At 68.5% G+C, this 23541-nt stretch carries 21 protein-coding genes; 17 read left to right on the forward strand and 4 right to left on the reverse strand.

Going from position 1 to position 23541, the window contains the following annotated elements:
• The 4 genes from AW272_RS45830 to AW272_RS38455 all read left to right on the forward strand — a co-directional run.
• The coding region (locus tag AW272_RS45830; protein ID WP_218011209.1) for a hypothetical protein at nt 1-611 on the forward strand (611 nt) is incomplete at its 5' end.
• Between the two features lie 401 nt (nt 612-1012).
• Nucleotides 1013-1606: a PadR family transcriptional regulator gene (locus AW272_RS38445; protein WP_066375672.1), complete on the forward strand. Its 594-nt coding sequence runs from the start codon at nt 1013-1015 to the stop codon at nt 1604-1606.
• A gap of 21 nt (nt 1607-1627) precedes the next feature.
• A complete protein-coding gene (locus AW272_RS38450) occupies nt 1628-2707 on the forward strand; it encodes an inositol-3-phosphate synthase (RefSeq protein WP_066375675.1) in 1080 nt (359 codons plus the stop codon).
• Nucleotides 2708-2797: 90 nt separating this feature from the next.
• Nucleotides 2798-3763, forward strand: a complete 966-nt coding sequence (locus AW272_RS38455; protein WP_066375677.1) for a glycoside hydrolase family 113 protein — start codon at nt 2798-2800, stop codon at nt 3761-3763.
• Here AW272_RS38455 and idi read toward each other — a convergent pair.
• A complete protein-coding gene (gene idi / locus AW272_RS38460; RefSeq protein WP_066375678.1) occupies nt 3760-4347 on the reverse strand; it encodes an isopentenyl-diphosphate Delta-isomerase in 588 nt (195 codons plus the stop codon). The two genes, AW272_RS38455 and idi, sit on opposite strands and share 4 nt — an antisense overlap.
• A gap of 91 nt (nt 4348-4438) precedes the next feature.
• Here idi and AW272_RS38465 point away from each other — a divergent pair, with 91 nt between their 5' ends.
• Nucleotides 4439-5740 (forward strand): MFS transporter, encoded by a 1302-nt coding sequence (locus tag AW272_RS38465; RefSeq protein WP_066375776.1) that lies wholly within the window; start codon nt 4439-4441, stop codon nt 5738-5740.
• Here the strand turns inward: AW272_RS38465 and AW272_RS38470 are convergent.
• Entirely contained in the window at nt 5724-6941 is a 1218-nt protein-coding gene (locus AW272_RS38470) for an adenosylmethionine--8-amino-7-oxononanoate transaminase (RefSeq protein WP_083959136.1), read from the reverse strand. The two genes, AW272_RS38465 and AW272_RS38470, sit on opposite strands and share 17 nt — an antisense overlap.
• A gap of 2 nt (nt 6942-6943) precedes the next feature.
• Nucleotides 6944-8359 (reverse strand): CCA tRNA nucleotidyltransferase, encoded by a 1416-nt coding sequence (locus AW272_RS38475; RefSeq protein ID WP_066375684.1) that lies wholly within the window; start codon nt 8357-8359, stop codon nt 6944-6946.
• A 114-nt stretch (nt 8360-8473) separates the two neighbouring features.
• Here AW272_RS38475 and AW272_RS38480 point away from each other — a divergent pair, with 114 nt between their 5' ends.
• The 8 genes from AW272_RS38480 (at nt 8474) to trxA (ending at nt 17479) form a co-directional block, all read left to right on the forward strand.
• Nucleotides 8474-8977, forward strand: coding sequence for a YbaK/EbsC family protein (locus AW272_RS38480; RefSeq protein WP_066375687.1), 504 nt, complete (start codon nt 8474-8476; stop codon nt 8975-8977).
• Between the two features lie 37 nt (nt 8978-9014).
• Entirely contained in the window at nt 9015-11075 is a 2061-nt protein-coding gene (locus AW272_RS38485) for a DUF6049 family protein (RefSeq protein WP_157519273.1), read from the forward strand.
• Nucleotides 11076-11117: 42 nt separating this feature from the next.
• Entirely contained in the window at nt 11118-12731 is a 1614-nt protein-coding gene (gene murJ / locus AW272_RS38490; RefSeq protein WP_066375693.1) for a murein biosynthesis integral membrane protein MurJ, read from the forward strand.
• 210 nt (nt 12732-12941) lie between these two features.
• A complete protein-coding gene (locus AW272_RS38495; protein WP_066375695.1) occupies nt 12942-14429 on the forward strand; it encodes a protein kinase family protein in 1488 nt (495 codons plus the stop codon).
• Between the two features lie 154 nt (nt 14430-14583).
• A complete protein-coding gene (gene sigM, locus AW272_RS38500; protein ID WP_066375698.1) occupies nt 14584-15228 on the forward strand; it encodes an RNA polymerase sigma factor SigM in 645 nt (214 codons plus the stop codon).
• Nucleotides 15218-16081: an RsmA family anti-sigma factor gene (locus tag AW272_RS38505; RefSeq protein ID WP_066375701.1), complete on the forward strand. Its 864-nt coding sequence runs from the start codon at nt 15218-15220 to the stop codon at nt 16079-16081. The genes sigM and AW272_RS38505 overlap by 11 nt, the downstream gene beginning before the upstream one ends.
• A gap of 115 nt (nt 16082-16196) precedes the next feature.
• Nucleotides 16197-17126, forward strand: coding sequence for a thioredoxin-disulfide reductase (trxB, locus tag AW272_RS38510; RefSeq protein ID WP_066375704.1), 930 nt, complete (start codon nt 16197-16199; stop codon nt 17124-17126).
• A 29-nt stretch (nt 17127-17155) separates the two neighbouring features.
• Nucleotides 17156-17479, forward strand: coding sequence for a thioredoxin (gene trxA / locus AW272_RS38515; RefSeq protein ID WP_066375706.1), 324 nt, complete (start codon nt 17156-17158; stop codon nt 17477-17479).
• A gap of 62 nt (nt 17480-17541) precedes the next feature.
• On the opposite strand, the gene AW272_RS38520 is transcribed toward trxA, so the two are convergent.
• Nucleotides 17542-18162: a GNAT family N-acetyltransferase gene (locus AW272_RS38520; RefSeq protein WP_066375707.1), complete on the reverse strand. Its 621-nt coding sequence runs from the start codon at nt 18160-18162 to the stop codon at nt 17542-17544.
• A gap of 162 nt (nt 18163-18324) precedes the next feature.
• Between AW272_RS38520 and AW272_RS38525 the strand changes: the two genes are divergently transcribed.
• The 4 genes from AW272_RS38525 to AW272_RS44620 all read left to right on the forward strand — a co-directional run.
• A complete protein-coding gene (locus AW272_RS38525) occupies nt 18325-19668 on the forward strand; it encodes an aminotransferase-like domain-containing protein (RefSeq protein WP_083959134.1) in 1344 nt (447 codons plus the stop codon).
• A gap of 59 nt (nt 19669-19727) precedes the next feature.
• On the forward strand, nt 19728-20678 hold the full coding sequence (locus AW272_RS38530; RefSeq protein ID WP_066375712.1) for a D-alanine--D-alanine ligase family protein: 951 nt from the start codon (nt 19728-19730) through the stop codon (nt 20676-20678).
• A 1457-nt stretch (nt 20679-22135) separates the two neighbouring features.
• Nucleotides 22136-23167, forward strand: a complete 1032-nt coding sequence (locus AW272_RS38535) for a threonine aldolase family protein (RefSeq protein ID WP_369408842.1) — start codon at nt 22136-22138, stop codon at nt 23165-23167.
• 150 nt (nt 23168-23317) lie between these two features.
• Nucleotides 23318-23541, forward strand: a 224-nt coding sequence (locus tag AW272_RS44620) for a hypothetical protein (RefSeq protein ID WP_218011210.1), incomplete at its 3' end; no start/stop codon positions are given.

Below are 23541 nucleotides of genomic sequence, written 5' to 3' on the forward strand. Positions count from 1 at the left end.
GGGCCGCCACGACGGCGGCGGCCGCCGTTGGCGCCCATCATCTGGGTCGACTCACCCTCGACGGGGCGCTGGAAACCGCCCGTTGCGACGGGTGCGACCGGCTTCGGGCCCTGCGGGTAGGGCAGGTTCCCGCCGGCTGCGCCGGGTGGACGGCCGATGCGCGTGGGCTGGCCGGGGCCCGCACCAGGGCCCGCACCGGGACCTGCGCCGGGGCCGACACCTGGACCAACGCCGGGACCTGCGCCGGGACTGATGCCGGGGCCGGGGCGTCCCGGGCCTGGGCCCGGACCGGGACCGGGGCCCGCGGGCGGTGGGACGGCGCCCATGGAGGCGGTGTCCTCGAAGGCGGCCTCCTGGCGGCGGCCCGGAGGGCCCGGCCGAGGGGCGGGCGGCTGCGGTGCGAAGTGCTGTGGGGCGGGGGGCTGTCCCCAGCCGCCGGTCGGCTGCTGCTGCGGGGCCTGCGGTGCTTGAGGGGGAGCCGATTCGGCGGGCGAGCGACGGCGCCGCCCAGGTCGGGGCGCCGGTTCGGCACCCTCCGAGGGCCCGCCCGTCTGCCCCTGGCCATAGCTGCTGTTACTCACGCGTCCTCGATCAAAGTTCGTGGGGAATGATCATCGACGTCTACTCGGCGTCTGTCCCGAGGACGTACGAGACCACCAGACGGTTCCGGTCACAACCTTGACAGGTCCCCGGCGGCCCAGAGGGGTATTCGCCGGATTCATGGGCCATCGGGGCCCTTGCTGACCGTGCTTTTACCCAGCGTGCGGGGATGGTTCCGGGTCGCATCGACCCTCCTGCCACTCCCGTCCGCTGTGACCACATGTGGGCAAGATTACGTCCCTTTGCCAAATCGTGCCCAACCGTTGACTCCTGCCCAGGTCAGATTCGCGGGCGCGGGCCACGGCCGGACTTCGGCCGCCCGCATCTCGCGTTGCACGCTATAGCGAGCCGACGTATCCTTCAGATGTATCAGCTCGATACATCGCTCAAGAATACCGAGGAGGTGGTTCCGATGACCGTGTCCAGAAGCGGCGTCCTGGAACTCGCCGTCCTCGGCTCACTTCACGAGAACCCGCTGCACGGTTATGAACTGCGCAAGCGCCTCAACACCCTGCTCGGGATGTTCCGCGCGTTCTCCTACGGCTCGCTCTACCCATGCTTGAAGGGTTTGCTCAACGACGGCCTGATCGTCGAGGAGGAGCCCCCGGACGACGTGGTCCTCGGCCGCCGGTCGAAGATCGTTTACAAGCTCACCGCCGAAGGGAAAGAGCGCCTCCAGGAGTTGCTGACCCAAGCGGGTCCCTCTTCCTGGGAGGACGAGAGCTTCGGCATCCACTTCGCGTTCTTCCGTCATACGGAAGCCGAAGTACGCCTGCGGATCCTCGAAGGGCGGCGCAGCCGCCTGGAGGAACGAATGGAAAACGTCCGCACGGCCCTGGCCAGAACCCGCGAGCGGCTCGACAGCTACACGCTTGAGCTGCAGCGACATGGGCTGGAGTCGGTCGAACGTGAGGTCCGCTGGCTCAACGAGCTGATCAACACTGAACGGGCGCAAGCCGATAAAAGCCAATCAGAACGGGACAAACGTCCTGATTCCGATGAATAACGATCCAAAGGAGCGAGTGCGATGGGTTCGGTGCGCGTAGCCATCGTAGGTGTGGGGAACTGCGCCGCCTCACTGGTGCAGGGCGTCCACTACTACAAGGACGCCGACCCGGCAGCGCGTGTGCCGGGCCTCATGCACGTCAAGTTTGGCGACTACCACGTCGGCGATGTCGAGTTCGTCGCGGCGTTCGACGTCGATGCGAAGAAGGTCGGGCGCGACCTCTCCGAGGCGATCGTCGCCTCCGAGAACAACACCATCAAGATCTGCGACGTGCCGCCGCTCGGCGTGACCGTCCATCGTGGGCCCACCTACGACGGTCTCGGGGAGTTCTACCGCGAGATCATCCAGGAGTCCGACGACGAGCCGGCCGATGTGGTCCAGGTGCTCAAGGACGCCCGCGTCGACGTGCTCGTCTCCTACCTTCCGGTGGGCTCGGAAGAGGCCGCCAAGTTCTACGCGCAGTGCGCCATCGACGCCAAGGTCGCGTTCGTCAACGCGCTGCCCGTCTTCATCGCCTCCGACCCGGCCTGGGCCCAGAAGTTCACCGACGCCGGGGTGCCGATCGTCGGCGACGACATCAAGTCGCAGGTCGGCGCGACCATCACCCACCGGGTGATGGCCAAGCTGTTCGAAGACCGCGGTGTGGAGCTGCTGCGCACCTACCAGCTCAACTTCGGCGGCAACATGGACTTCATGAACATGCTGGAGCGCAAGCGCCTCCAGTCGAAGAAGATCTCCAAGACGCAGTCGGTGACCTCGCAGATCCCGCACGAGATGGCCAAGGCCGACGTGCACATCGGCCCGTCCGACCACGTGCCGTGGCTCGACGACCGCAAGTGGGCCTACGTCCGCCTGGAGGGCCGTTCGTTCGGTGACACCCCGCTCAACCTCGAATACAAGCTCGAGGTGTGGGACTCGCCCAACTCGGCGGGCGTCATCATCGACGCCGTCCGGGCCGCCAAGATCGCCCTCGACCGGGGCATCGGCGGGCCGATCCTGTCGGCGTCCTCCTACTTCATGAAGTCGCCGCCGGAGCAGTACTCCGACGACGACGCCCGCGACGCGGTAGAGAGCTTCATCCGTGGCGAGGTCGAGCGCTAGACCATCGCCGCGTGGGAAATTTGGGCCGGCCCCGGGTGCTTCCCCGGGGCCTTCCTCATTTCCGGAGCTTTCCGGATGCAGAATGAATCGATGCGTGCCCGTGGCATCAACTACGACACAGGTTTCCTCCCCGATGACAGCTTCAGCCGTCCCCTGTTCGACCCGGCGGCGGTGCGCACCGACATCGCCGTGATCGCCGACGAACTGGGCTGTGACGCCGTGAGGATCTCCGGCCGGGAGCCCGGACGGCTCACCGCGGCCGCCGAGATCGCCGCCGAACACGACCTGGAGATCTGGTTCTCGCCGTTCCCCGTCGACCTCGGCCCGGACGAGATGCTGGCGGTCTTCGCCGAGTGCGCCCACCGGGCCGAGGAACTGCGCCGTCACGGCGCCCGGATCACTTTGGTCACGGGATGCGAGATCAGCGCCTTCGGCAAGGGCTTCATGCCGGGCGAGACCTACGGCGAGCGGATGCGGACCATGGCCACCGCCGACATGGAATGGTGGCAGTCGCTCGGGCCGATCATCGAGCGGCTCGACGTGTTCCTGGCCGAGGTCGCCACGATCGCGCGGCAGACCTTCGGCGGACCGCTCACCTATGCTTCGGCGCCCTGGGAGCCGGTCGACTGGTCGCCCTTCGACATCGTCGGCCTCGACGCCTACCGCGCGAGCTACAACGCCACGACCTTCCGCGACGAACTACTCGGGCAGCGCCGCCACGGCAAGCCACTGGCCGTGCTCGAATTCGGCACCTGCGCCTATCGGGGAGCCTCAGATCTGGGCGGGATGGCCTGGATGCCGCCCGCCGGTGCGGTTCCCGACGAGGGCGAGCAGGCCCGCTACTACACCGACCTGATGGCCGACTTCGAGGCGGCGGGCGTCGACACGGCCCTGTGGTTCACCTTCGCCTCGTTCACCCGGATCGGCCCGGCCGACCTGTCGTCCTACGGCGTCGTCCGGATGGTCGACGCGACCACGTGGGAGCCCAAGGAGGTCTTCCACGCCATGGCCGCCGCGAACGGGGAGCCCCGGTCACCGGGGCTCCCCGTCTCCTAGAGTCCGCGTACGGCAGCGGGAAGCTCCGCCGGGTCGGCCACCGGCCACGTGAGGGGGTCGGGACCGAGGGCGGCCAGCTGGGGGAGCTGCTCGGTGGCCCACGGGGAGATCTCCAGCTCGCCCGACAGCACGCCGTCGGAGAACTCCTTCCACGGCATCCACAGGAGGCTGCCGACCTCGTCGGGGTTGGCGGTCGGCTCCTCGCCCACCAGCGCCCGGTAGACCGGGCACAGCTCGTGTTCGACCGTGCCGTCGGGCATGACCGCGCGGTAGGAGAACCGGGGCAGCAGCAGGTCGACCGAGGAAACGGTCAGCGAAAGCTCGTGGGACAGCCGGCGAATGACGGCTGACGGGAGGCCCTCGCCGGGCAGGGGGTGACCGCAGCAGCTGTTGGTCAGGACGCCGGGCCAGGTGATCTTGTGGTCGGCCCGCCGGGTGAGCAGCACGTTGCCCGACGCGTCGAAGACGTAGCTGGAGAAGGCCATGTGCAGGGGGGTGTCCGTGCCGTGGACCGTGGACTTGGGGGCGGTGCCCACCGAGTTGCCCTCGGAATCAACAAGCACGACGTGTTCATCGTTCGTCACGCAATGAGACTACGGTCTCTCCTGTGTCATATCTGCCCTATCGGGGATGACCCTGATGTTCCAGGCTTGGGCCACGCGTAGGCTGGCGGGCGTGTCCTACGTCTCAGATCTTCGTATTGTTCTGCGAGGCAGGGACTTCAGACGGCTCTTCGGCACTCGCCTGGTCTCGCAGTTCTCCGACGGGATCTTCCAGCTCGCGGTAGCCGGATACGCCTTCTTCAGTCCTGAGAAGCAGACGTCGGTCGCCGATGTCGCGGCCGCGTTCGCGGTCCTGCTGCTGCCCTATTCGATCGTCGGCCCGTTCGCCGGGGTGTTCATCGACCGCTGGTCACGGCGGCAGATCCTGGTCATCGGCCCGCTGGTCCGGGCGGCCCTCCTGCTTCTCGCGGCGGTCGTCGTCGCGGTGCAGGCCCCCGACTGGATGTTCTACGCCGTCGCCTTCGGCGTGCTCGGCGTCAACCGGTTCTTCCTCGCGGCGCTGGGGGCCTCGTTGCCCCACGTCGTACCCAAAGACACGCTCATGATCGCGAACGCCGTCACGCCCACCTCAGGGACCGTCGTGACGTTCGTGGGCGCGGGCGTCGGCTTCGGGTTGCGCTGGTTGTTCGGGCCCGAGCATTTCGGCACCGCCGGCATCCTGCTCATCTCCGGTGTGATCTTCGCGACCAGCTCGATGATCGCCCGGCAGATGAGCCGGGAACTGCTCGGGCCGACGTTCGACCCCGAGCGGCCCCAGGCCCGCGACGCCGTGCGCAACGTGGTCAGCGGGCTGGTCGACGGCGTCCGTTACGTCGCGCACCGGCGCGGACCCGCGGCGGCCCTCGGGAGCATGGCCGCCCATCGGGTCCTCTACGGCATGTCGCTCGGCATGGTGCTGATGCTCTACCGCTACTACTTCACCACCGACGCCGAAGTCGGGCTGATGGCGCTCAGCGGCGTGGTGGCCACCTCGGGGCTGGGCTACTTCGCGGCGGCGTTCCTGACGCCGTGGGCGACCCAGCACTTCCGGATCGAGACGTGGATCCCGATCACCCTGGCCCTGTGCGGGGCGTTGGAGTTCGTGCTGTGCGTCCCGTTCCAGCAGTGGGGGTTCCTGGTCACCGGGTTCGTGACCGGCGTCCTGGGCCAGAGCGGCAAGATCTGCACCGACGTCGTGGTGCAGAGCGGCGTCGCCGACGCCTATCGGGGCCGGGTCTTCTCGATCTACGACCTGCTGTTCAACGGCATGATGGTGGTCGGGGTCTCGCTCTCGGCGCTGCTGCTGCCGGCCGACGGCCGATCGATCTTCGTGCTGACGATGATCACCGTGCTCTACTTCGTGGCTGCGGGGGCCTACCGGCTGGCCGTTCTCCAGGTCGTCCGGCAGGCGACCCCGGTCACCGCCCAGCCGTGACCGCCGCGACCATCGCCGCCGCGATGACCGCCACCTCTTCCTCCGTGCAGGCGTAGGGCGGCATCGCGTAGACGAGTTTCCCGAAGGGGCGCAGCCAGACGCCGTGATCCAGCGCGGCGTCCTGCGCCTTCTTCATGTCGACCGGCTCGTGACACTCGATGACGCCGATGGCGCCGAGGACGCGTACATCGGCCACCGAAGCCTGCACCGGAGCCAGGCCCTTGCGCAGGGTCTCCTCGATGAGGCGGACCTCCGCGCGCCAGGGGCGCTCGGCCAGCAGGTCGAGTGACGCGCCGGCCGCCGCCGCGGCCAGCGGGTTGCCCATGTATGTCGGCCCGTGCATCAGCAGCCCGATGCGTTCGGCGATCTCGGGCGTGGTCAGCGTGGCGGCCATCGTCAGGTAGCCGCCGGTCAGTGCCTTGCCCACGGTGATGATGTCGGCCCTGATCCCGGCGTGGTCGCAGCCGAACAGCTCGCCCGAGCGGCCGAAGCCGGTGGCGATCTCGTCGGCGATCAGCAGCAGCCCGTGGCGGTCGCAGATCTCCCGGAACGCCCGCAGGTAGGCCGGGTTGTAGAACCGCATCCCGCCCGCGCCCTGGACGACCGGCTCCAGGATCATCGCGCCGACCTCGGGGTCGCTCGCCAGCCGGTCGACCTCGTCGAGGTAGGTCTGGTCGACCGCGGCCGTGTAGCCCAGCGGCGGCACCGGCGCGAAGACCTGCTCGGCGACCGCGCCCGAGAAGATGTGGTGCATCCCGTTGACCGGGTCGCAGACCGACATGCAGCCGAACGTGTCGCCGTGGTAGCCGCCCCGGACCGTCAGCAGCCGCCGCTTCCCGGTCGCCTGGACGGCCATCTTGATCGCGACCTCGACCGCGACGCTGCCCGAGTCGGCCAGGAAGACCTTCTCGTAGCCGGTCATCGCGGCCAGCCGCTCGGCCAGCAGGATCGCCGGTTCGTGGGTGAGCCCGCCGAACATCACGTGGGCCATCCGGCCCAGCTGGTAGGTGATCGCGGCGTCGATCTCCGGCACCCGGTAGCCGTGGATGGCGGCCCACCACGACGACATGCCGTCGATGACCTCGCGCCCATCTTGAAAAGACAGGTGCACCCCGTCGGCGCTCTCCACCACGTGGGTGGGCACGGCGGGCGGCACCGTCGCATAGGGATGCCAGACATGCTTCCGGTCGAGCTCGGCCAGGTTCACTGCTCGGCCACCCACTCCAGCAGTCGGGCGCGGGCGACGTCCTTGCCGATCATGCCTTCGTCCATCCGCAGGTCGAGCAGGAACTTGTAGGCCCTGCCCACCATCGGGCCCGGCGGGATGGCCAGGATCTCCTGGATCTCGTTGCCGTCGAGCTCGGGCCGGATCTTGGCCAGCTCCTCCTCGTCGGCCAGCTTGGCGATGCGCTCCTCGAGCTGGTCGTAGGTACGGGCCAGGGCGGCCGCCTTGCGCTTGTTGCGGGTGGTGCAGTCGGCTCTCGTCAGTTTGTGCAGCCGGTCGAGCAGGTGGTCGGCGTCGCGGACGTAGCGGCGGACCGCGCTGTCGGTCCACTCGCCGCTGCCGTAGCCGTGGAAGCGCAGGTGCAGCTCGACCAGGCGGGCCACGTCGTTGGTGACCTCCTTGGGGAACCGCAGCGCGGTCAGGCGGCGCTTGGTCATCTGGGCGCCGACGACCTCGTGGTGGTGGAAGGAGACCCGGTTGCCCGGCTCGTTCCTGCGGGTCTTGGGCTTGCCGATGTCGTGGAGCAGCGCCGCCCAGCGCAGCACCCGGTCGGGGCCGGCCACCTCTTGGGCGATGGCCTGGTCGAGGACGATCAGGGTGTGGTCGTAGACGTCCTTGTGGCGGTGGTGCTCGTCGATCTCCAGCCGCAGCTTGGGCAGTTCGGGCAGCACGTGGTCGGCCAGCCCCGTGTCGACCAGCAGCGCCAGGCCCTCGCGCGGGTGGGCGCCGCAGATCAGCTTGTCGAGCTCGGCCTGGATGCGCTCGGCCGACACGATCTCGATGCGGTCGGCCATCTCGGTCATCGCCCTGACCGCGTCGGGGTCGACGGTGAACCCGAGCTGCGAGGCGAACCGGGCCGCCCGCAGCATCCGCAGCGGGTCGTCGTCGAACGACTGCTCGGGCGTGCCGGGCGTGCGCAGCACCTTGGCGGCCAGGTCGCCCAGGCCTCCGTAGGGGTCGACGAACTCCCGGCCGGGCAGCCGGACCGCCATCGCGTTGACCGCGAAGTCACGCCGGGCCAGGTCGGCTTCGAGCGTCTGGCCGTAGACGACCTCGGGCTTGCGTGACTTGGGGTCGTACGACTCGCTGCGATAGGTCGTGATCTCGAGCTGCCAGTCGCCCTTGCGTACGCCGACCGTGCCGAAATCGATGCCGATCGTCCAGATCGCTTCGCCCCAATCGCGCACGATCTCCAGAACTCGTCCAGGATGGGCGTCGGTGGTGAAATCGAGGTCGGCCCCCGGTCTGCCGAGCAGCACGTCGCGCACCGGCCCACCCACCAGGGCCAGTTCGTGGCCGTGCTTGGCGAACAGGTCGCCCAGTTCGTGGGCGACGGGTTCGATCCGGCGGAGCAGGTCGGCCAGAGCGTTCTCTATCGGGTTTGTAGGGGACAAGCTGGGTAGGTCCTTCGGTTACGGAACAGGTGCCACTGGGCTAATACACCTATGGCGATCAGCAGGCTACGTTCAGTGCAGATCTGTCGGGGGCCGGGAGAAGGAGCACACCAAATGCAGGACGCCCTCGCGATCCATCGCTGGCTCCTCGCCCGTCAAATCCACCATGAAATCGTACGGCTTCCTCGCGTCCTCACTTCCGCTGACGAACTACCCGAGATGCTGGGTGTCGCACCTGAGACGTGCGTGACCGTCACCGTGTTCGACGTGACCACCCGCGGCTGCCGCGAATCGGTCGCGGTGATCAGCTCGGTGGCCGGCCGCCCCCGCCCCGGCGTGATCGCCTCCGCCTTAGGCGCCGAACGGGTCAGGCCCGCCTCCTCCTACACGGTCAACGCGGTCACCGACTACGCGGCCGGGCTGGTCTGCCCGCTGCTGCTGCCCGAGAAACTCACGCTGCTGATCGACCGGCGTCTGGTCGACGCGACCGACCCCGAAGAGTTCGTGCACACCGCGACGGGCGAACGCATGACAGCGCTGCGACTACGCGCTGTGCATCTCTTCCCTCTGGCCTCGGGAAAGCCCGTGGAGCTCGCCGGTCACGGCCTGGCAAGCTGACATCGGCCATATGGCCGGGGCCTATAGCATTCAGGGCGTGCGTCGCCTCGGTCCCGTCTTGTTCGCCTTTCTGCTCGCCGGTGCGAGTCTGGCGATCCCGGCGACCCCACCGGCAGCCGCGGCCTCCGCGCGTGCGTCCGACCCGGTCACGCTGAGTGAGTTCAGCCCAGAGTCGCCAGGCAGAACCGACCAGGTGATCACCGTCGCCGGCGCGGTCACCGGGATCCCGCAGAGCTTCGTCCGCATCCGGCTGAAGTGGGCCGCCGGGCGGCCCTTCACCTCGCGGACCGACATGGCCGCCTACGTCACCGGCCAGACGATCTTCACCACGTCGTGGAACACGAAGGTGGTGCCCACCCAGCTCGACGGGGCCGGCAAGCTGCCGTTCACGATCACCTTCACCCCGGCCGAGCTCGGCATCGTCCAGCCCGGCGTCTACCCGCTGGAGGTGGAGGCCCTCGACGGCGCCACCGAGCAGGTCGTCGGGGTCGAGCGCACCTTCGTCACCTACGTCCCCCAGGGCACCGCCGTGAAGCCGACCCGGCTGGCGCTGGCCCTCCCGCTGACCGCGCAGCCGAAACGGGCCGACGACCAGACGTTCGTCGACGACGACCTGTTCGGCGACGGCCGCCTCAACAACCTCCTGGCGCTGGCCTCCGCGACCGAAGCCACCGCCACCTGGTTCGTCGACGGGTCGGTGCTCGACGACGCCCAGCGGGTGTCGCGGCCCTACTACCTCGACGGCAACGCCAAGCAGGGCCTGGCCCAGGGCGCCGAGTGGGTGACCTCGCTGCGCTCCGCGCTGTCCGACAATCCCGTCATGGCGATGCCCTACGCCGACGCCGACCTCGGCGCGATCGTCCACAACGGGCTCGACACGACCACTCCCACGTCTCTCCTGGTCGGTTCGTTCGCCACGAACCAGCTGCTCAAGCTGACCTCCGCCACCACGTCCACGGTCTGGCCGGTCGGCGGTGTGATCGACCGCGACACCCTCGACGCGCTGGCCGTCAACGGCGTCGACACGGTGCTGCTGGCCCAGGCCGCGGTGCCCCCGGCGGCGCTCGTGGCGCGGGCCGGATCGGCCGGAGTGGTCGACACGGTCGGCGGCCCGGTGATCGTGCAGATGGCCGATCCGGTGCTCAGCGGGCTGCTCGGCACCGACGGCCGGGCGGCCGGGGCGACCGTGGCGGCCCGGCAGCGCTACATCGCCGAGACGGCCATGAACGGGCTCACGGCGGGCAAGGCCGCGCCGCTGATCGCGATGCCGTCGAACCACCTGTGGAATCCCGACCCGACGTTCATGAGCGCTCTGCTCAAGCCGCTGCCGTGGGTGCGTGAGGTGCCGCTGGCCTCGGTCCGGCCCGGGAAGAACGCCTCGGTCGGCGATCTGGTCTATCCGGCCCAGGCGCGGAAGGGGGAGTTGCCCAAGTCGTACATGAGCGGGGTTCGCAAGCTCGGCCGCACGGCCGAGGTCGCGATGGCGCTGCCGACGAGCGGGCAGCGGACCTATGACCGCGCGGTGCTGCGGCTCACCTCGGCGTCGTGGCGGGGCGGCAAGAAGGCGCCCGGGTTCGCCAAGCAGCTCACCAACGCCATCGTGAAGCAGATGGACCGAGTCTCCATCGTCGGCGCCGACGACCAGCTCGCGGTGGCCGGCAACAACGGCCGCATCCTGGTGACGGTGCGCAACACGCTCCGCGAGACGGTGAAGTTCAATCTCGAGGTCCGGTCGCGCGACCCCGAGCAGCTTCAGGTCGACGCGCCGCGCGGGGTGTTCATCCAGGAGCAGGCCGAGGTCCAGGCCGGCAAGGCAGGATCGTTCGAGATCCCCGTCGTGGTGCCCGCCGACCACGGCCAGGCCGACTTCGACGTGCAGCTCCTGACGGCCGACGGGCGGAAATACGGCAAGCCGACGAAGATCGTCATCTCCGCCACCGGGTACACCGGCATTGCCCTGGTCATCGTCGGCGTGGCGGTGACGATCATGCTTGCCGCCGTGGTGATGCGGCTGCTGCGCCGCCATCAGCGCAAGGATCCGGTCTTCCCGGCCCCCGTGCCGATACCCAGGGAGCAGGAGGAGCCCCAAGGGGCGTAGCCTTCGTCTCGCCGTTGCCCGGGTGGATCAAGGAGTCGATCGATGAGCCGGATGTTGCGCGCGAGCGCGATCATGGCGGCGGGCACCCTCGTGTCGCGCCTGACCGGTTTCCTCCGCACCGCCATCCTGGCCTCGGCCATCGGCGTCGGCATGCTGGGCGACGCCTACAACGTGGCGTACACGATCCCGTTCGTGCTGCTCGACCTGCTGATCACCGGCGTGCTGAGCAGCGTCGTGGTGCCGTCGATCATCCGGCGGCAGAAGCAGGATCCCGACGGGGGAGCCGCCTACGAGCAGCGGCTCCTCACCGTCGCCGCGTTCGGTCTCACCGCGGTCGCGATCATCGCCGTCGTGCTGGCCAAGCCCCTCGTTCTCCTGTACGCCGACAAGCTCTCCCCCGAGGGCATCGCGGCGGCCGTGACGATGGCCCAGTTCATCCTTCCCCAGATCGCCTTCTTCGGCGTCGGCGCGGTGGCCGGGGCGGTTCTGAACGCCCGCGACCGGTTCGCCGCCCCGATGTGGGCGCCGGTGCTCAACAACGTCGTGGTCATCGGGGTCGCGGCGGCCTACTTGCTGAGCGGCGGCCCCTCCGACGTCGACCGGGTCACCCAACCCGATCTGCTGCTGCTGGGCCTGGGCACCACGGCCGGCATCGTGGCGCAGTCCTTCGTGCTGGTCGTCGCGCTGCTGCGGGCCGGGGTGAAGTTCCGCCCGAGGTTCGACCTGCGCAACGCGGGCCTGGGGGAGATGGCCCGGCTCGGCGCGGGCGCGCTCGCCTTCACGGTGATCAACCAGGTGGGTTTCGTGATCACCACCAACCTGGCCGTCGGCGCCGGCGCGGCGGCCGCCGAGGAGGGCGTGCACGGCCGGGGCCTGACGCCCTACTCCTACGCCTTCCAGCTCTTCCAGCTGCCGTACGGGATCATCGCCGTCTCCGTGATCACCGCGCTGCTCCCCCGGCTCAGCCGTTTCGTCCACGACAAGGACTTCGCCTCGGCCCGCCAGGAGTTCGCGGGCGGGATCCGGACGGTCAGCGCGCTGATCGTGCCCGCCGGGCTGCTGCTGATGGTGCTCGGCCCTTCGGTGACGGTCTTGATCTTCGGCCGGGGCGCCGTCTCGATCGATCAGGCCATCTACGTCGGCCACGTGCTGCAGGTGTTCGGCCTCGCGCTGGTGCCGTTCTCGATCTTCCAGTTGCTGCTGCGGGTTTTCTACAGTTTCGGCGACACCCGCACCCCGGCCGTGATCGCCGGCGCGAATGTCGTGGTCAACGCAGCAATTGGTCTTACTTTGTACTTTACTATCCCACCAGAGCTTGTTGTCATGGGTTTGGCGGGTTCGTTCACCGTGACATACGTTCTGGCGTGCGTCCTCACGTGGGTGCTGGCGTCGCGGCGGGTCGGCGGACTCGGCGGGCGGGCCGTCGCCTCGGGACTGATGCGCATGTACCTCGCGGCGATCCCCGCTGCCCTCGTGGCGCTGGCGGTGCTGTGGGCCAGCGTGCGGATCACCGAGGTGACCGTGCTCAGTTCGCTGGTCGTGCTCGTCGTCGGCGGCGGTCTCGCGGGTGGCGTCTACCTTGTTCTCGCGCACCGGCTGGGCATCCAGGAAGTGCGGTCCATCATTGGAATGGTGACGAGACGGGTAGGACGCTAACGGTTTCCGCGCCAACGGGGCTTAAGGTCCGGTTGAGGCGACTCCGAAGGGGAAGGCGGGCAAGACCGGCGCGGCACTAGCATGGTGCGCCACGGGGGACGCGGTAGAGACGTGGTTTAGACGTAGTACAGGCAGTGTCGAGCGGAAGCGAGCAGGTGTGGGCGGATCCACCCGGAGTCGGCTGCCGTTCTGGGGAGCGGCGGCGTGAGCATGTCCACTGTCGAGCCCGGAACCCGTCTCGCTGATCGATTCCGTCTGGAAGACCGGGTGAAGGAGTCTTCCGGCGCCACCCTGTGGAAGGCCATCGACGAGGTGCTGGCACGGCCGGTGGCCGTACACACGTTCTCACCCGACTTCGAGCGCCAGTCTGAGGTCGTGACCGCCGCGCGGGCCGCCTCCCGGCTGACCGACCCCCGGCTCACCCAGGTCTTCGACGCCGCCGACGAAGACGGCGTCGCCTATGTCGTCAGTGAGTGGGTCTCCGGCGAGAGCCTGCTCGACCTGCTGTCGGCCGGTCCCCTTGAGGCCGAGCGCGGCGCCGCCCTGGTCGCCGAGGCCGCCGAGGCGATGGCCCACGCCCACGCCCACGGCCTGTCCCACCTGAACCTGACGCCCAGCCGGCTGATGTGGACCTCCGGGAACACGGTGAAGCTGCTCGGGGTCGGCGTCGACGCCGCCATCCTCGACGCGACCGACGGAATGAGCGACGAGGAACTGGCCCACGCCGACGCCCAGGGTCTCGGCCGCCTGCTCTACGCCGCCCTCACCGGCCACTGGCCCGCCGACGACGACTGCGGCCTGCCCCAGGCCCCCGTCGACGACCACCACTACTGCACCCCGCGCCAGGTCACCGCAGGTGTGCCGGGCTACCTCGACACGATCGCGTCCCGCATCCTCGGCCTGCGCAGGGGCGCCGAGCCGATGGACACCCCCGACGAGATCGCCGAGGCCCTGTCGGAGGTGCCCCGCCCGGCGCCCGCCTCGGTCTCGACCGTCCCGCCGTCCATCGAGCTGCGCTCCGAGCCGGTCGACACGATGGGCGGCCGGTCCCCGATGCCGCCGATCATCCACCGGCCGCCGCCTCCGCGCCGCTCCCCCATGCTGTCGCGGTTCGTGCTGACCGTGGTGGTGCTGCTGGCCATGGTCGTGGTCGGCGTCGGCGCCTGGACGCTCGGCAAGAGCCTGGGCACCGAACCCGCCGTCCCCACGGCGTCCCCGAGCACGCCCGCAGAAGAAGGCGGGGCCGCGGGCAAGCCCACCGAAGTGAAGATCGCCGGCGCGATCGGGTTCGACCCGCTCGGCGACGGCGAGGAGCGCAACGAGCTCGCCCCCCTGGCCATCGACGGCTCGGCCACCACCGACTGGCACACCGAGACCTACGGCGGCCCCGACTTCGGCCGGCTGAAGAACGGTGTCGGCCTGCTGCTCGACCTGGGCAAGGACATCCGCCTGACCCAGGCGGTCATCGACTTCGGCGAATCTGGCGGCACGGTTGAGCTGCGCACCGGCACCTCTCCGGAGCCCGAGAGCCTGAAGACGTTCCTGACCCGGAAAGACGTCAGCGGCAAGGTCACCTTTGACCTGAACGGCTCGTCGGCGACCCGCTATCTGCTCGTGTGGTTCACCGAACTGCCGCCGCACAGCAAGGGCTACCGCACCATGATCCGCGACGTCAAGCTCATGGCCGCCAAGGATTGAAGCGAGACGCGGGCGGCCGAAGGCCGACCGTGGCTCGCGCTGGAACCTGCCTGGAGAAGCAGGCCGCTTTGATCTGGTTTACGCTCTTTGCCGATCGCAGAGGGAAGTATGGTGGCACCATCGTGCACGTGAACCCCTCGGGATCGGCAGACCAGTGACCTCGCCGCCAGACTTCCCCCAACCGGCCGATCCACTGGATCAGCCGGTGCTGAGTGATGCCGATCTGCTGACTCGTCACATCGCGGGCGACACCACGGCTTTCAGCGAGATAGTCAAGCGTCACCGCGACCGCATGTGGGCGGTCGCGCTGCGGACGCTCGGCGATCCGGACGAGGCTGCCGACGCGGTTCAGGACGCATTCGTCTCCGCCTACCGCAAGGCCGAGAGCTTCCGGGGCGACGCCGCCGTCACGACCTGGCTGCACCGCATCGTGGTCAACGCCTGCCTTGACCGTATGCGCCGGAAATCGGTCCGCCCGGTCGCCGACGACGAGCTCATCGAGGCCGCCGAGCGCGACATGCCGATGCCCGACCAGACCGCCGAGCGCGAGGTGTCTCTCGAGGTCACGGCCGCGCTCAAGCTACTGCCCCCCGATCAGAGGGCCGCTCTGGTGCTCGTCGACATGATGGGCTACTCGGTCGAGGACGCCGCGGCCGTACTGGACGTACCGTCCGGAACGGTGAAGAGTCGATGTGCCCGGGGGCGCGCGAAACTTGCCCCGATTCTTTCCCATCTGCGGAACCGATCAGACCTCACTCGCGTCTCATCCCCGAAGGGAGCAGAACTTCGTGACGGGTGACTCGCACTACGACCTGGAAATCCTGGCCGAGCTCGCCGAGGGACTCCTCGACGACGTGACGGCGCTGGAAGTCCGGTCGCATCTCGCGATCTGCGACGCCTGCGGGGAAAGCCTCGCTGGTCTGGCCGCCGTTCGTGAACTTCTCGCCGCAGTACCGATGACCGCGATGCCGCTGGGCGTCGCGATGCGGATCGACCGGGCCCTGGAAGCGGAGGCGGAGCGGGGTGGCCTCCGCCTCGTCGAAGAGCCCGACTGGGACGAGATCATGAAGGACTCGCCCTGGGAGCAGCCCGCTGAGCCGGTCGCCGAACCCATCGTCGAACCGGCCGCCGCGCAGGTCATCGAGCTCGCGCCGCTGGCCGCTCGCCGGAAGAGGCCTCGCCGTTCCTGGGCGATGCCGATCACGGCCGCCGCCGCGGCAGCCGTGGTGTTCGGCGGAGTCGGGCTGGCCACGCAGCTGGTGGCGTCCGGATCCGGGGAGAGCTCCGGTGTCCAGGTCGCCGGACCTGCCGTCTCTCCCGACAAGACGCCGCTGAAGACCGCCGAGTCCTGGGCCGTCCGGGCCAGCGGCCACAACTACACCTCGCGCGAGCTGAACGGCCCGCTGCTCGGCTACTTCGGTCCCGAGCCCGGCACCGGCAGCAACAGCGACGAACAGACCGACAAGTGCGTGGCCCGCAAGGCCAACGAGCTCGACCGCCAGCCGATAGCGGTCGACCGCGCCTTCTACAACGGGCAGGACGCCACCATCATGGCCTTCTGGGAAGACAAGACGATCAACGCGGTCCGCGTGGTCGTGGTGGGCTCCAACTGCCGCAGCCTGCGCCCCGAGGGTCTCGCCACCTGGAACTGATTTCTCACCGATCAAGGCCTCGCGGAATACCGCGGGGCCTTCGTCATGCGTGGCGGGAATCGCCGACGCCTAGGATCTGTTGACGCCCCTGCAGACATGAAGGAAAGGCAGAGCGTTGAGCGACGTCCGTAACGTGATCATCATCGGGTCGGGCCCCGCCGGCTACACGGCGGCCGTCTATTCCGCCCGAGCCGACCTCCGGCCGCTGGTGTTCGAGGGCTCGGTGACCGCCGGTGGCGCCCTCATGAACACCACCGACGTGGAGAACTTCCCCGGGTTCCCCGACGGCATCATGGGCCCCGACCTCATGGACAACCTGCGCAAGCAGGCCGAGAGGTTCGGCGCCGAACTGATCGCCGACGACGTCGTCGAGGTCGACCTGAACGCCAATCCCAAGGTCGTCAAGACGTACACCGACACCTACTACGCCAAGGCCGTCATCCTGGCCACCGGCTCCGGTTACCGCGAGCTCGGTCTCACCAACGAGAAGCGCCTGTCCGGCCACGGCGTCTCCTGGTGCGCGACCTGTGACGGGTTCTTCTTCCGCGACAACGACATCGTGGTCGTGGGCGGTGGCGACACCGCCATGGAGGAGGCCACCTTCCTGACCCGGTTCGCCCGGTCGGTCACCGTCGTGCACCGCCGCGACGAGCTGCGCGCCAGCAAGATCATGCAGGAGCGGGCGTTCAACAACGAGAAGATCCGCTTCCTCTGGGACAGCGAGGTCGTCGACGTCCTGGGCGACGCCAAGGTCTCCGGTGTGCGGGTCCGCAACCTCAAGACGGGCGAGGAGTCGACCGTCGATGCCACCGGCCTGTTCCTGGCGATCGGCCACGACCCGCGCAGCGCGCTGGTCAAGGGCCAGATCGACCTCGACGACGAGGGCTACGTGAAGGTCGACGCCCCCACCACCAAGACCAACATCCCCGGCGTGTTCGCCTGTGGCGACCTCGTCGACCACACCTACCGCCAGGCCATCACCGCAGCGGGCACGGGCTGCGCCGCGTCGCTCGACGCGGAGCGCTGGCTCACCGACCAGGAATAGTTCCAACCAATTTTTCAAGGAGAGCCATCGTGGGCACCGTCAAGAACGTCACCACCGCCGACTTCACGGCGGAGGTCCTGCAGAGCGACAAGCCCGTCATCGTCGACTTCTGGGCCGAATGGTGCGGGCCGTGCCGCCAGGTCGCGCCGATCCTCCAGGAGATCGCCAACGAGCACGCCGACAAGCTGACCGTCGTCAAGCTCAACATCGACGAGAACCCGGACATCGCGCGTGACTACGGCATCCTGCAGATCCCGACGATGAACGTCTACAAGGGCGGCGAAGTCGTGAAGCAGATCATCGGCGCCAAGCCGAAGGCCATGCTCCTTCGCGAGCTCGACGGCATCGTCTAAAGTTTGAAAAGCCCTCCCTGCGGGGAGGGCTTTCTTTTTGCCTGTACGGCGCTGAGAGGCCCTCAGACGGGCCGGAGCGCCCTTTCCGGGGACATGGAGCCGAGCAGCCGTTCGAGGGCCACCTCGACGTCCTCACGCCACGAGACGGCCGTCTTGAGCTCCAGCCGGAGCCGGGGGAACCGCAGATGCGGCCGGACGGTCTTGAACCCCACCGACAGCAGATAGTCGGCCGGCGTCACGCAGGCGCCCGGCTGCTCCCACTTGAGGTCGCCGAACGCCTCGATGGCGCGGACGCCCCGGCGGGTCAGATCCTTCGCCACGCCCTGCACGAGCATGCGCCCGAGCCCACCCCCGGAGAACTCCGGAACGATGTGGGCCGTCATCAGCAGCACCGCGTCAGAACTCACCGGCGACGTGGGAAAAGCCACCGATCTCGGGACGTAAAGCGGCGGCGCGAACAGCACGAACCCCGCGGCCACCCCGTCGACATATGCGATCTTGCCGCAGGAACCCCATTCCAGCAGCGTGGCGGAGACCCAGGCCTCCTTCTCCAGGCTGGGCTCCCCGGCCTGAACGGCCCGCTCGGCGCCCATGGGGTCGAGCTCCCAGAACACGCAATTACGACACCTGCGCGGCAGGTCATCAAGATTGTCGAGCGTGATGCTGGCGAGCCGACGCGACACGTGACGCCCCTATTCCCGGCATTGGTCCCGGCAGTTTTGCTGGAATAGTAGCCGGTGCTCCCGGTCCGAACGGGAATTCGGCGCGCACCCGGTGGCCCTTCTCTCATGCTGATACCGATTGCGGACTGTTCAGTCGGCTGCCTTACCCTCTAATTAACGCCTATGAAACGGAGGTGGACCGTGACGAAAGAGACGGATCACGGTCGGACACCCGCGACCCAAGGGTCACGCATCGATGCCTACGTCGATCGGTACGCCGCACGAGCTACCGGGATGGTCGCCTCCGAGATCCGAGCTCTGTTCGCCGTCGCCTCCCGACCAGAAGTGGTCTCCTTGGCCGGCGGCATGCCCTACGTCACGGCGCTCCCCCTGGACGTGGTCGGTGAACTGGTCGCCGACCTCATCAACCGCCGCGGCTCCGAAGCCCTGCAATACGGCTCGGGCCAGGGTGACCCCGCACTGCGTGAGCAGATCTGCGAGGTCATGCGCATGGAGGGCATCGATGCGGGCGCCGACGACGTGGTCGTCACGGTGGGCTCGCAGCAGGCGCTCGATCTGATCACCCGCATCTTCGTCGACCCCGGCGACATCGTCCTGGCCGAGGGTCCCTCCTACGTCGGCGCGCTCGGCACGTTCGCCGCCTACCAGGCCAAGGTCGTCCACATCGCCATGGACGACCAGGGGCTCATCCCCGAGTCCCTGGCCCAGACGATCTACGCCCTGCACGCCTCCGGGCAGCGCATCAAGTTCCTCTACACGATCCCGACCTTCCAGAACCCGGCCGGGGTCACCCTGAACCTGGTCCGGCGCCGGCAGGTCCTGGAGATCTGCCAGAAGGCCGGGATCCTGGTCGTCGAAGACAACCCCTACGGCATGCTGGGCTTCGACGGCGAGCCTCTCCGGGCCCTGCGCGCCGACGACCCCGACGGGGTCGTCTACCTCGGGTCGTTCTCCAAGACCCTCGCTCCCGGCTTCCGGGTCGGCTGGGCCCTGGCCCCGCACGCGATCCGGCAGAAGCTGGTGCTGGCCATGGAGTCGGCCGTGCTGTCGCACTCGACCTTCACCCAGCTCGCCGTCGGGCAATATCTGGCGACGCAGCCGTGGCGGGAGCAGATCAAGACCTTCCGCGAGCTCTACCGGGAACGGCGCGACGCCCTGCTCGGCGCGCTGGAGATGCAGATGCCCGACGGCTGCACCTGGACCAAGCCCGCAGGCGGGTTCTTCGTGTGGATGACCCTGCCCGAGGGCCTCAACTCCAAGGCGATGCTTCCCCAGGCTGTGGACAAACGGGTGGCCTTCGTCCCCGGCACGGGCTTCTACGCCGACGGCTCCGGGGCCAGGCACATGCGGCTGTCCTACTGCTACCCGCAGCCCGACCGGATCCGCGAAGGCGTCCGGCGGCTCGCCGGCGTCATCGAGGAAGAGCTGCGGACAGTCGAGATGTTCGGCACCCGGTCCCGGGATGGTCACTCCGGCGTGGACACACCCGGTCCGGACCTCGCCTGATCGTCTGTACGGCTAGCCTGTTCGGGCTAGCCGTACAGGAATCGGAGAAAGGCCGGGCTATGAGCGATCTCGGACACGTGCTCGTACTGGCGGGGGGACTGTCCTACGAGCGGGAGGTCTCCATCCGGTCCGGCCGACGGGTGGCCGAGGTGTTGCGCTCCCAGGGTGTCGACGTGGAGACCCGCGACACCGACTCGACCCTCGTGCCGACGGTGCTCTCTGAGCGGCCCACCGTCGTCTTCGTGACCCTCCACGGCGGGGCCGGGGAAGACGGGGCCATCCGGTCCGTCCTGGAGCTTCTCGGGGTGCCCTACGTGGGTGCGGCACCCGACGCGTGCCGGGTCGCCTTCGACAAGCCGACCGCGAAGGCCGTGGTGCGGTCGTGGGGCCTGAACACGCCCGACTCCGTGGCTCTCCCCAAAGAGACCTTCCACGACCTGGGGGCCTCGGCGGTCCTGGCGCGGATCGTCGAGTCCCTGGGGTTGCCGCTCTTCGTGAAGCCGTCCAGGGGTGGGTCTGCGCTGGGAGCGTCCATCGTGCGGTCGGCTGAGGAACTGCCGGCGGCGATGGTGGGGTGTTTCGCGTACGGGGACACGGCGCTCATCGAGACCTACATCGAGGGCGTGGAAGTAGCGGTGTCGGTGGTCGACCTGGGTGACGGGCCGGTCGCGCTGCCTCCCGTGGAGATCGTGCCCGATGGCGGGGCTTACGATTACGCGGCCCGCTACACGGCCGGGCGGACGGAGTTCTTCGCACCGGCTCGGCTGGCGGACGAGGCGATGGCCGCGTGCGAGGCGATGGCTGTGGCGGCGCACTCGGCGCTGGGGTTGCGGGACGTGTCCCGGACTGACCTGATCGTCGATGGGGCGGGGAAGCCGTGGTTCCTTGAGGTGAACGTGGCGCCGGGGATGACGGAGACGTCACTGCTGCCGATGGCGGCTGAGGCGGCTGGGCGGGACCTTGGGGCGTTGTGCCGGGGGCTGCTGGAGATCGCGGCGCGGCGGGGGTAGGTTTCTGCGCGGAGCGCTGGGCCTTGGGTGGAGGCACTTTTCGGGAGCACCGGGCAGCTTGCGTTGTTGCTGGATGGCGCGTGGCGCCTTGGGTTGTACAAGCTCGAAATGACCAGACCCCATGCCGTCGAGGGATGACCACGGTCTGATGGGCAGACGCACCTGCGGATCGGTGGCGGTACGAACTCGGCGTTGTTGAACGCTTGGACCTGTCGTGCCCAGACTGCATCACCGACCCGCTCGCCTGGGATGTGGCGATCGCCGACCAGCACGGCTTTCTGTATCTGCCCGGCGCTGTTGAACGCGTGGACCAGCCGTACCCCGACCGCATCGCCCATCCGACTCGCCCGGGACGTGGCGGATGGGATCGCCAGCGGTGCAGCGCATGCATCCGCCCGGCGCTGTTGAACGCCTGGACCAGCCGTGCCCAACTACATCACCCATCCGGCTCGCCCGGGACGTGGCGAATGGGATCGCCAGCGTGCAGCGTCTGTGTCCGCCCGACGCTGTTAACACCTGGACTGGCCGCGCCCTAACAACATCACCCATCCGGCTCACCCAGGACACGGCGGAGGGGATCGCCGGCCAGGACGACACCGTAACCGCCCGGCGATGTTGAACGCCTGGACCAGCGGTGCCCCGGCCGCAGCGCTCGCCACTCACCTGCGACGTGGCAAAGGGGATCGCCGAGCAGTGCGGCGGTCTGTATCTGTCCGGTTTTGCTCAGCCGGATGATGTCTTCATTGGACGTACCGACAGATCGACGCGCCCTGCTGGGCGACTCTGGAGAGCAAGTTCGCGTCCTGCGGCACCCGGAATCGGTAGTTCCGCCGCGTCCAGTGCTCTGACGGCTGGCTCACCTTCCAAGAACCGGTCAACACTCCCGGCTGTTGGCGGTACCTCGTTTGCTCTGGTCCGTCGGTGATTTGCTGCAGGGGAGCGTCAGTCGTCCTCGTGGAATCCGTATTCGTCGATCCAGATGTCTGCTCCGGCGGTGTGTGGAGGGAGGCATCGTCTCCTTGTCCAGGAGGACTCCTAACGAGGTCGACGGCCCGGGTTCGAACGAGAGGAGCACAATGAGGGTGGCTCACACCCTTCTGCGGTCAGTTCGCCGATTCCATCGCCTGCGCCGGCCAAGCGCAGGCGATGACGGCGGCCATCGATCGTCGAGGGACGCGTCAAAGGGAGCTCTGCATCGACGGCACGCTCGTGGCGAGAGGCACGCTCGTCGCGGGGCACGCTCGTCGCGGCGGCACAAGCCGACCGGTCCGGGGGCCCGCTTCGACTCCTTGGGTTGGATCGACTCCTTAGGTTCGGATCGGCTCGGGCTGACCCCCAGGCTCTGGGTGATCGTCTCAGGGGCGATGTGGTCGGACTGGATGCTGAAGTAGACACGCTGTTCGGCGAACACGATGGCCACGTCATTCGGCTGGCAGGAGCTCACCTAGGCTGTGCGGGTGGTTTATGCGAAAAGCTTTGGTAGCGACAATCATGCGGGTGTTCATCCCGAGGTGATGGCCGCGGTCGTGGCGGCCAACGAGGGTGACACGCTTCCTTACGGCAGCGATCCGTGGACGGCTGATATGGAGAGCGCCGTCCGGGAGGTTTTCGGGGAGCAGGCGCAGGGTTACGCCATGTTCAACGGAACCGGCGCCAACGTGGTGGGGCTGGGGTTGATGCTCCGGGCGTACGACGGGGTGATCTGCCCGGCCAGCGCTCACATCAACGGCAACGAGGCGGGGGCCGCCGAGCGGGTGCTCGGCACGAAGCTACTCATCGTGCCGACGGACGACGGAAAGCTCCGCCCGTCCGATGTGCTGGCCCATCTCGGCGCCATCGGCAACGAGCACCTGTCGCAGCCCCGGGTGGTCTCCATATCCCAGGTGACCGAATGCGGGACGGTCTACACGCCTGAGGAGATCTCGGCGCTGGCGGAGGTCGTCCACGAGAACGGCCTCTTCCTCCACATGGACGGCGCGCGGCTGGCCAACGCGGGCGCCGAACTCGGCTGCGGTCTGGCCGACATCACCACCGCCGTCGGCGTGGACGTCCTCAGCTACGGCGCCACCAAGAACGGCGCCCTGGGCGCCGAGGCGCTGATCGTCCTGCGGCCGGATCTGGCGCCCGGAGCGCTCTTCCTGCGGAAGCAGGGCATGCAGCTCGCCTCGAAGATGCGGTACGTCTCCCCTCAGATCACCGCCCTGCTACGCGGCGACCTGTGGCTGCGGAACGCCTCACATGCGAACGCGATGGCGCACCGGCTGGCCGACGGCGTGGCTTCGGTGGTGAAGTTCCGGTACGAGGTGCAGTCGAACGCGGTGTTCCCGGTGCTGCCGGAGCAGGCGATCGCGTACCTGATGGAGAGGTTCACCTTCGGCATCTGGGACAAGGCCGGGGGAGTCGTCCGGTGGGTCACGTCCTTCGACACGACCGAGGACGACGTCGACGCGCTGGTCGCTGCCACGCACGAGGCGCTTAGTTTCACGTGAAACATCGAGATGGGGCCGGGCTGACTGGAGTGCGCCTGGCCCCATTTTGATGCCTGCATCATTCGCCAATGGGCGGGCTTGTCCGCAGCTGTGTCCACGGCCTCCGCGCACCTAAGCGATCCTTCCGAGCGGAGCGCCGACTGGTGCCCTATGAAGGGCCACAGTCGAGCGGTACGTCGCCCGGCCGCTCCGCCGGCGTTGCTTGAACGGCTGGCAGCGGATTTCGGAGGCGCGGAGCACAACGCGGGGCTGAACGACGCGGGGCTGAACGACGCGGCATTCAGTGAATGGCCAATCGTCAACGGCCAACCTGACACCTGGCCTCTCCTGCAGCAGCTCAGCTCTGGACGCCATCCTTACGGCCAGACAGCGGA

The organism is Herbidospora mongoliensis, assembly GCF_001570545.1.
Lineage (GTDB): Bacteria > Actinomycetota > Actinomycetes > Streptosporangiales > Streptosporangiaceae > Herbidospora > Herbidospora mongoliensis.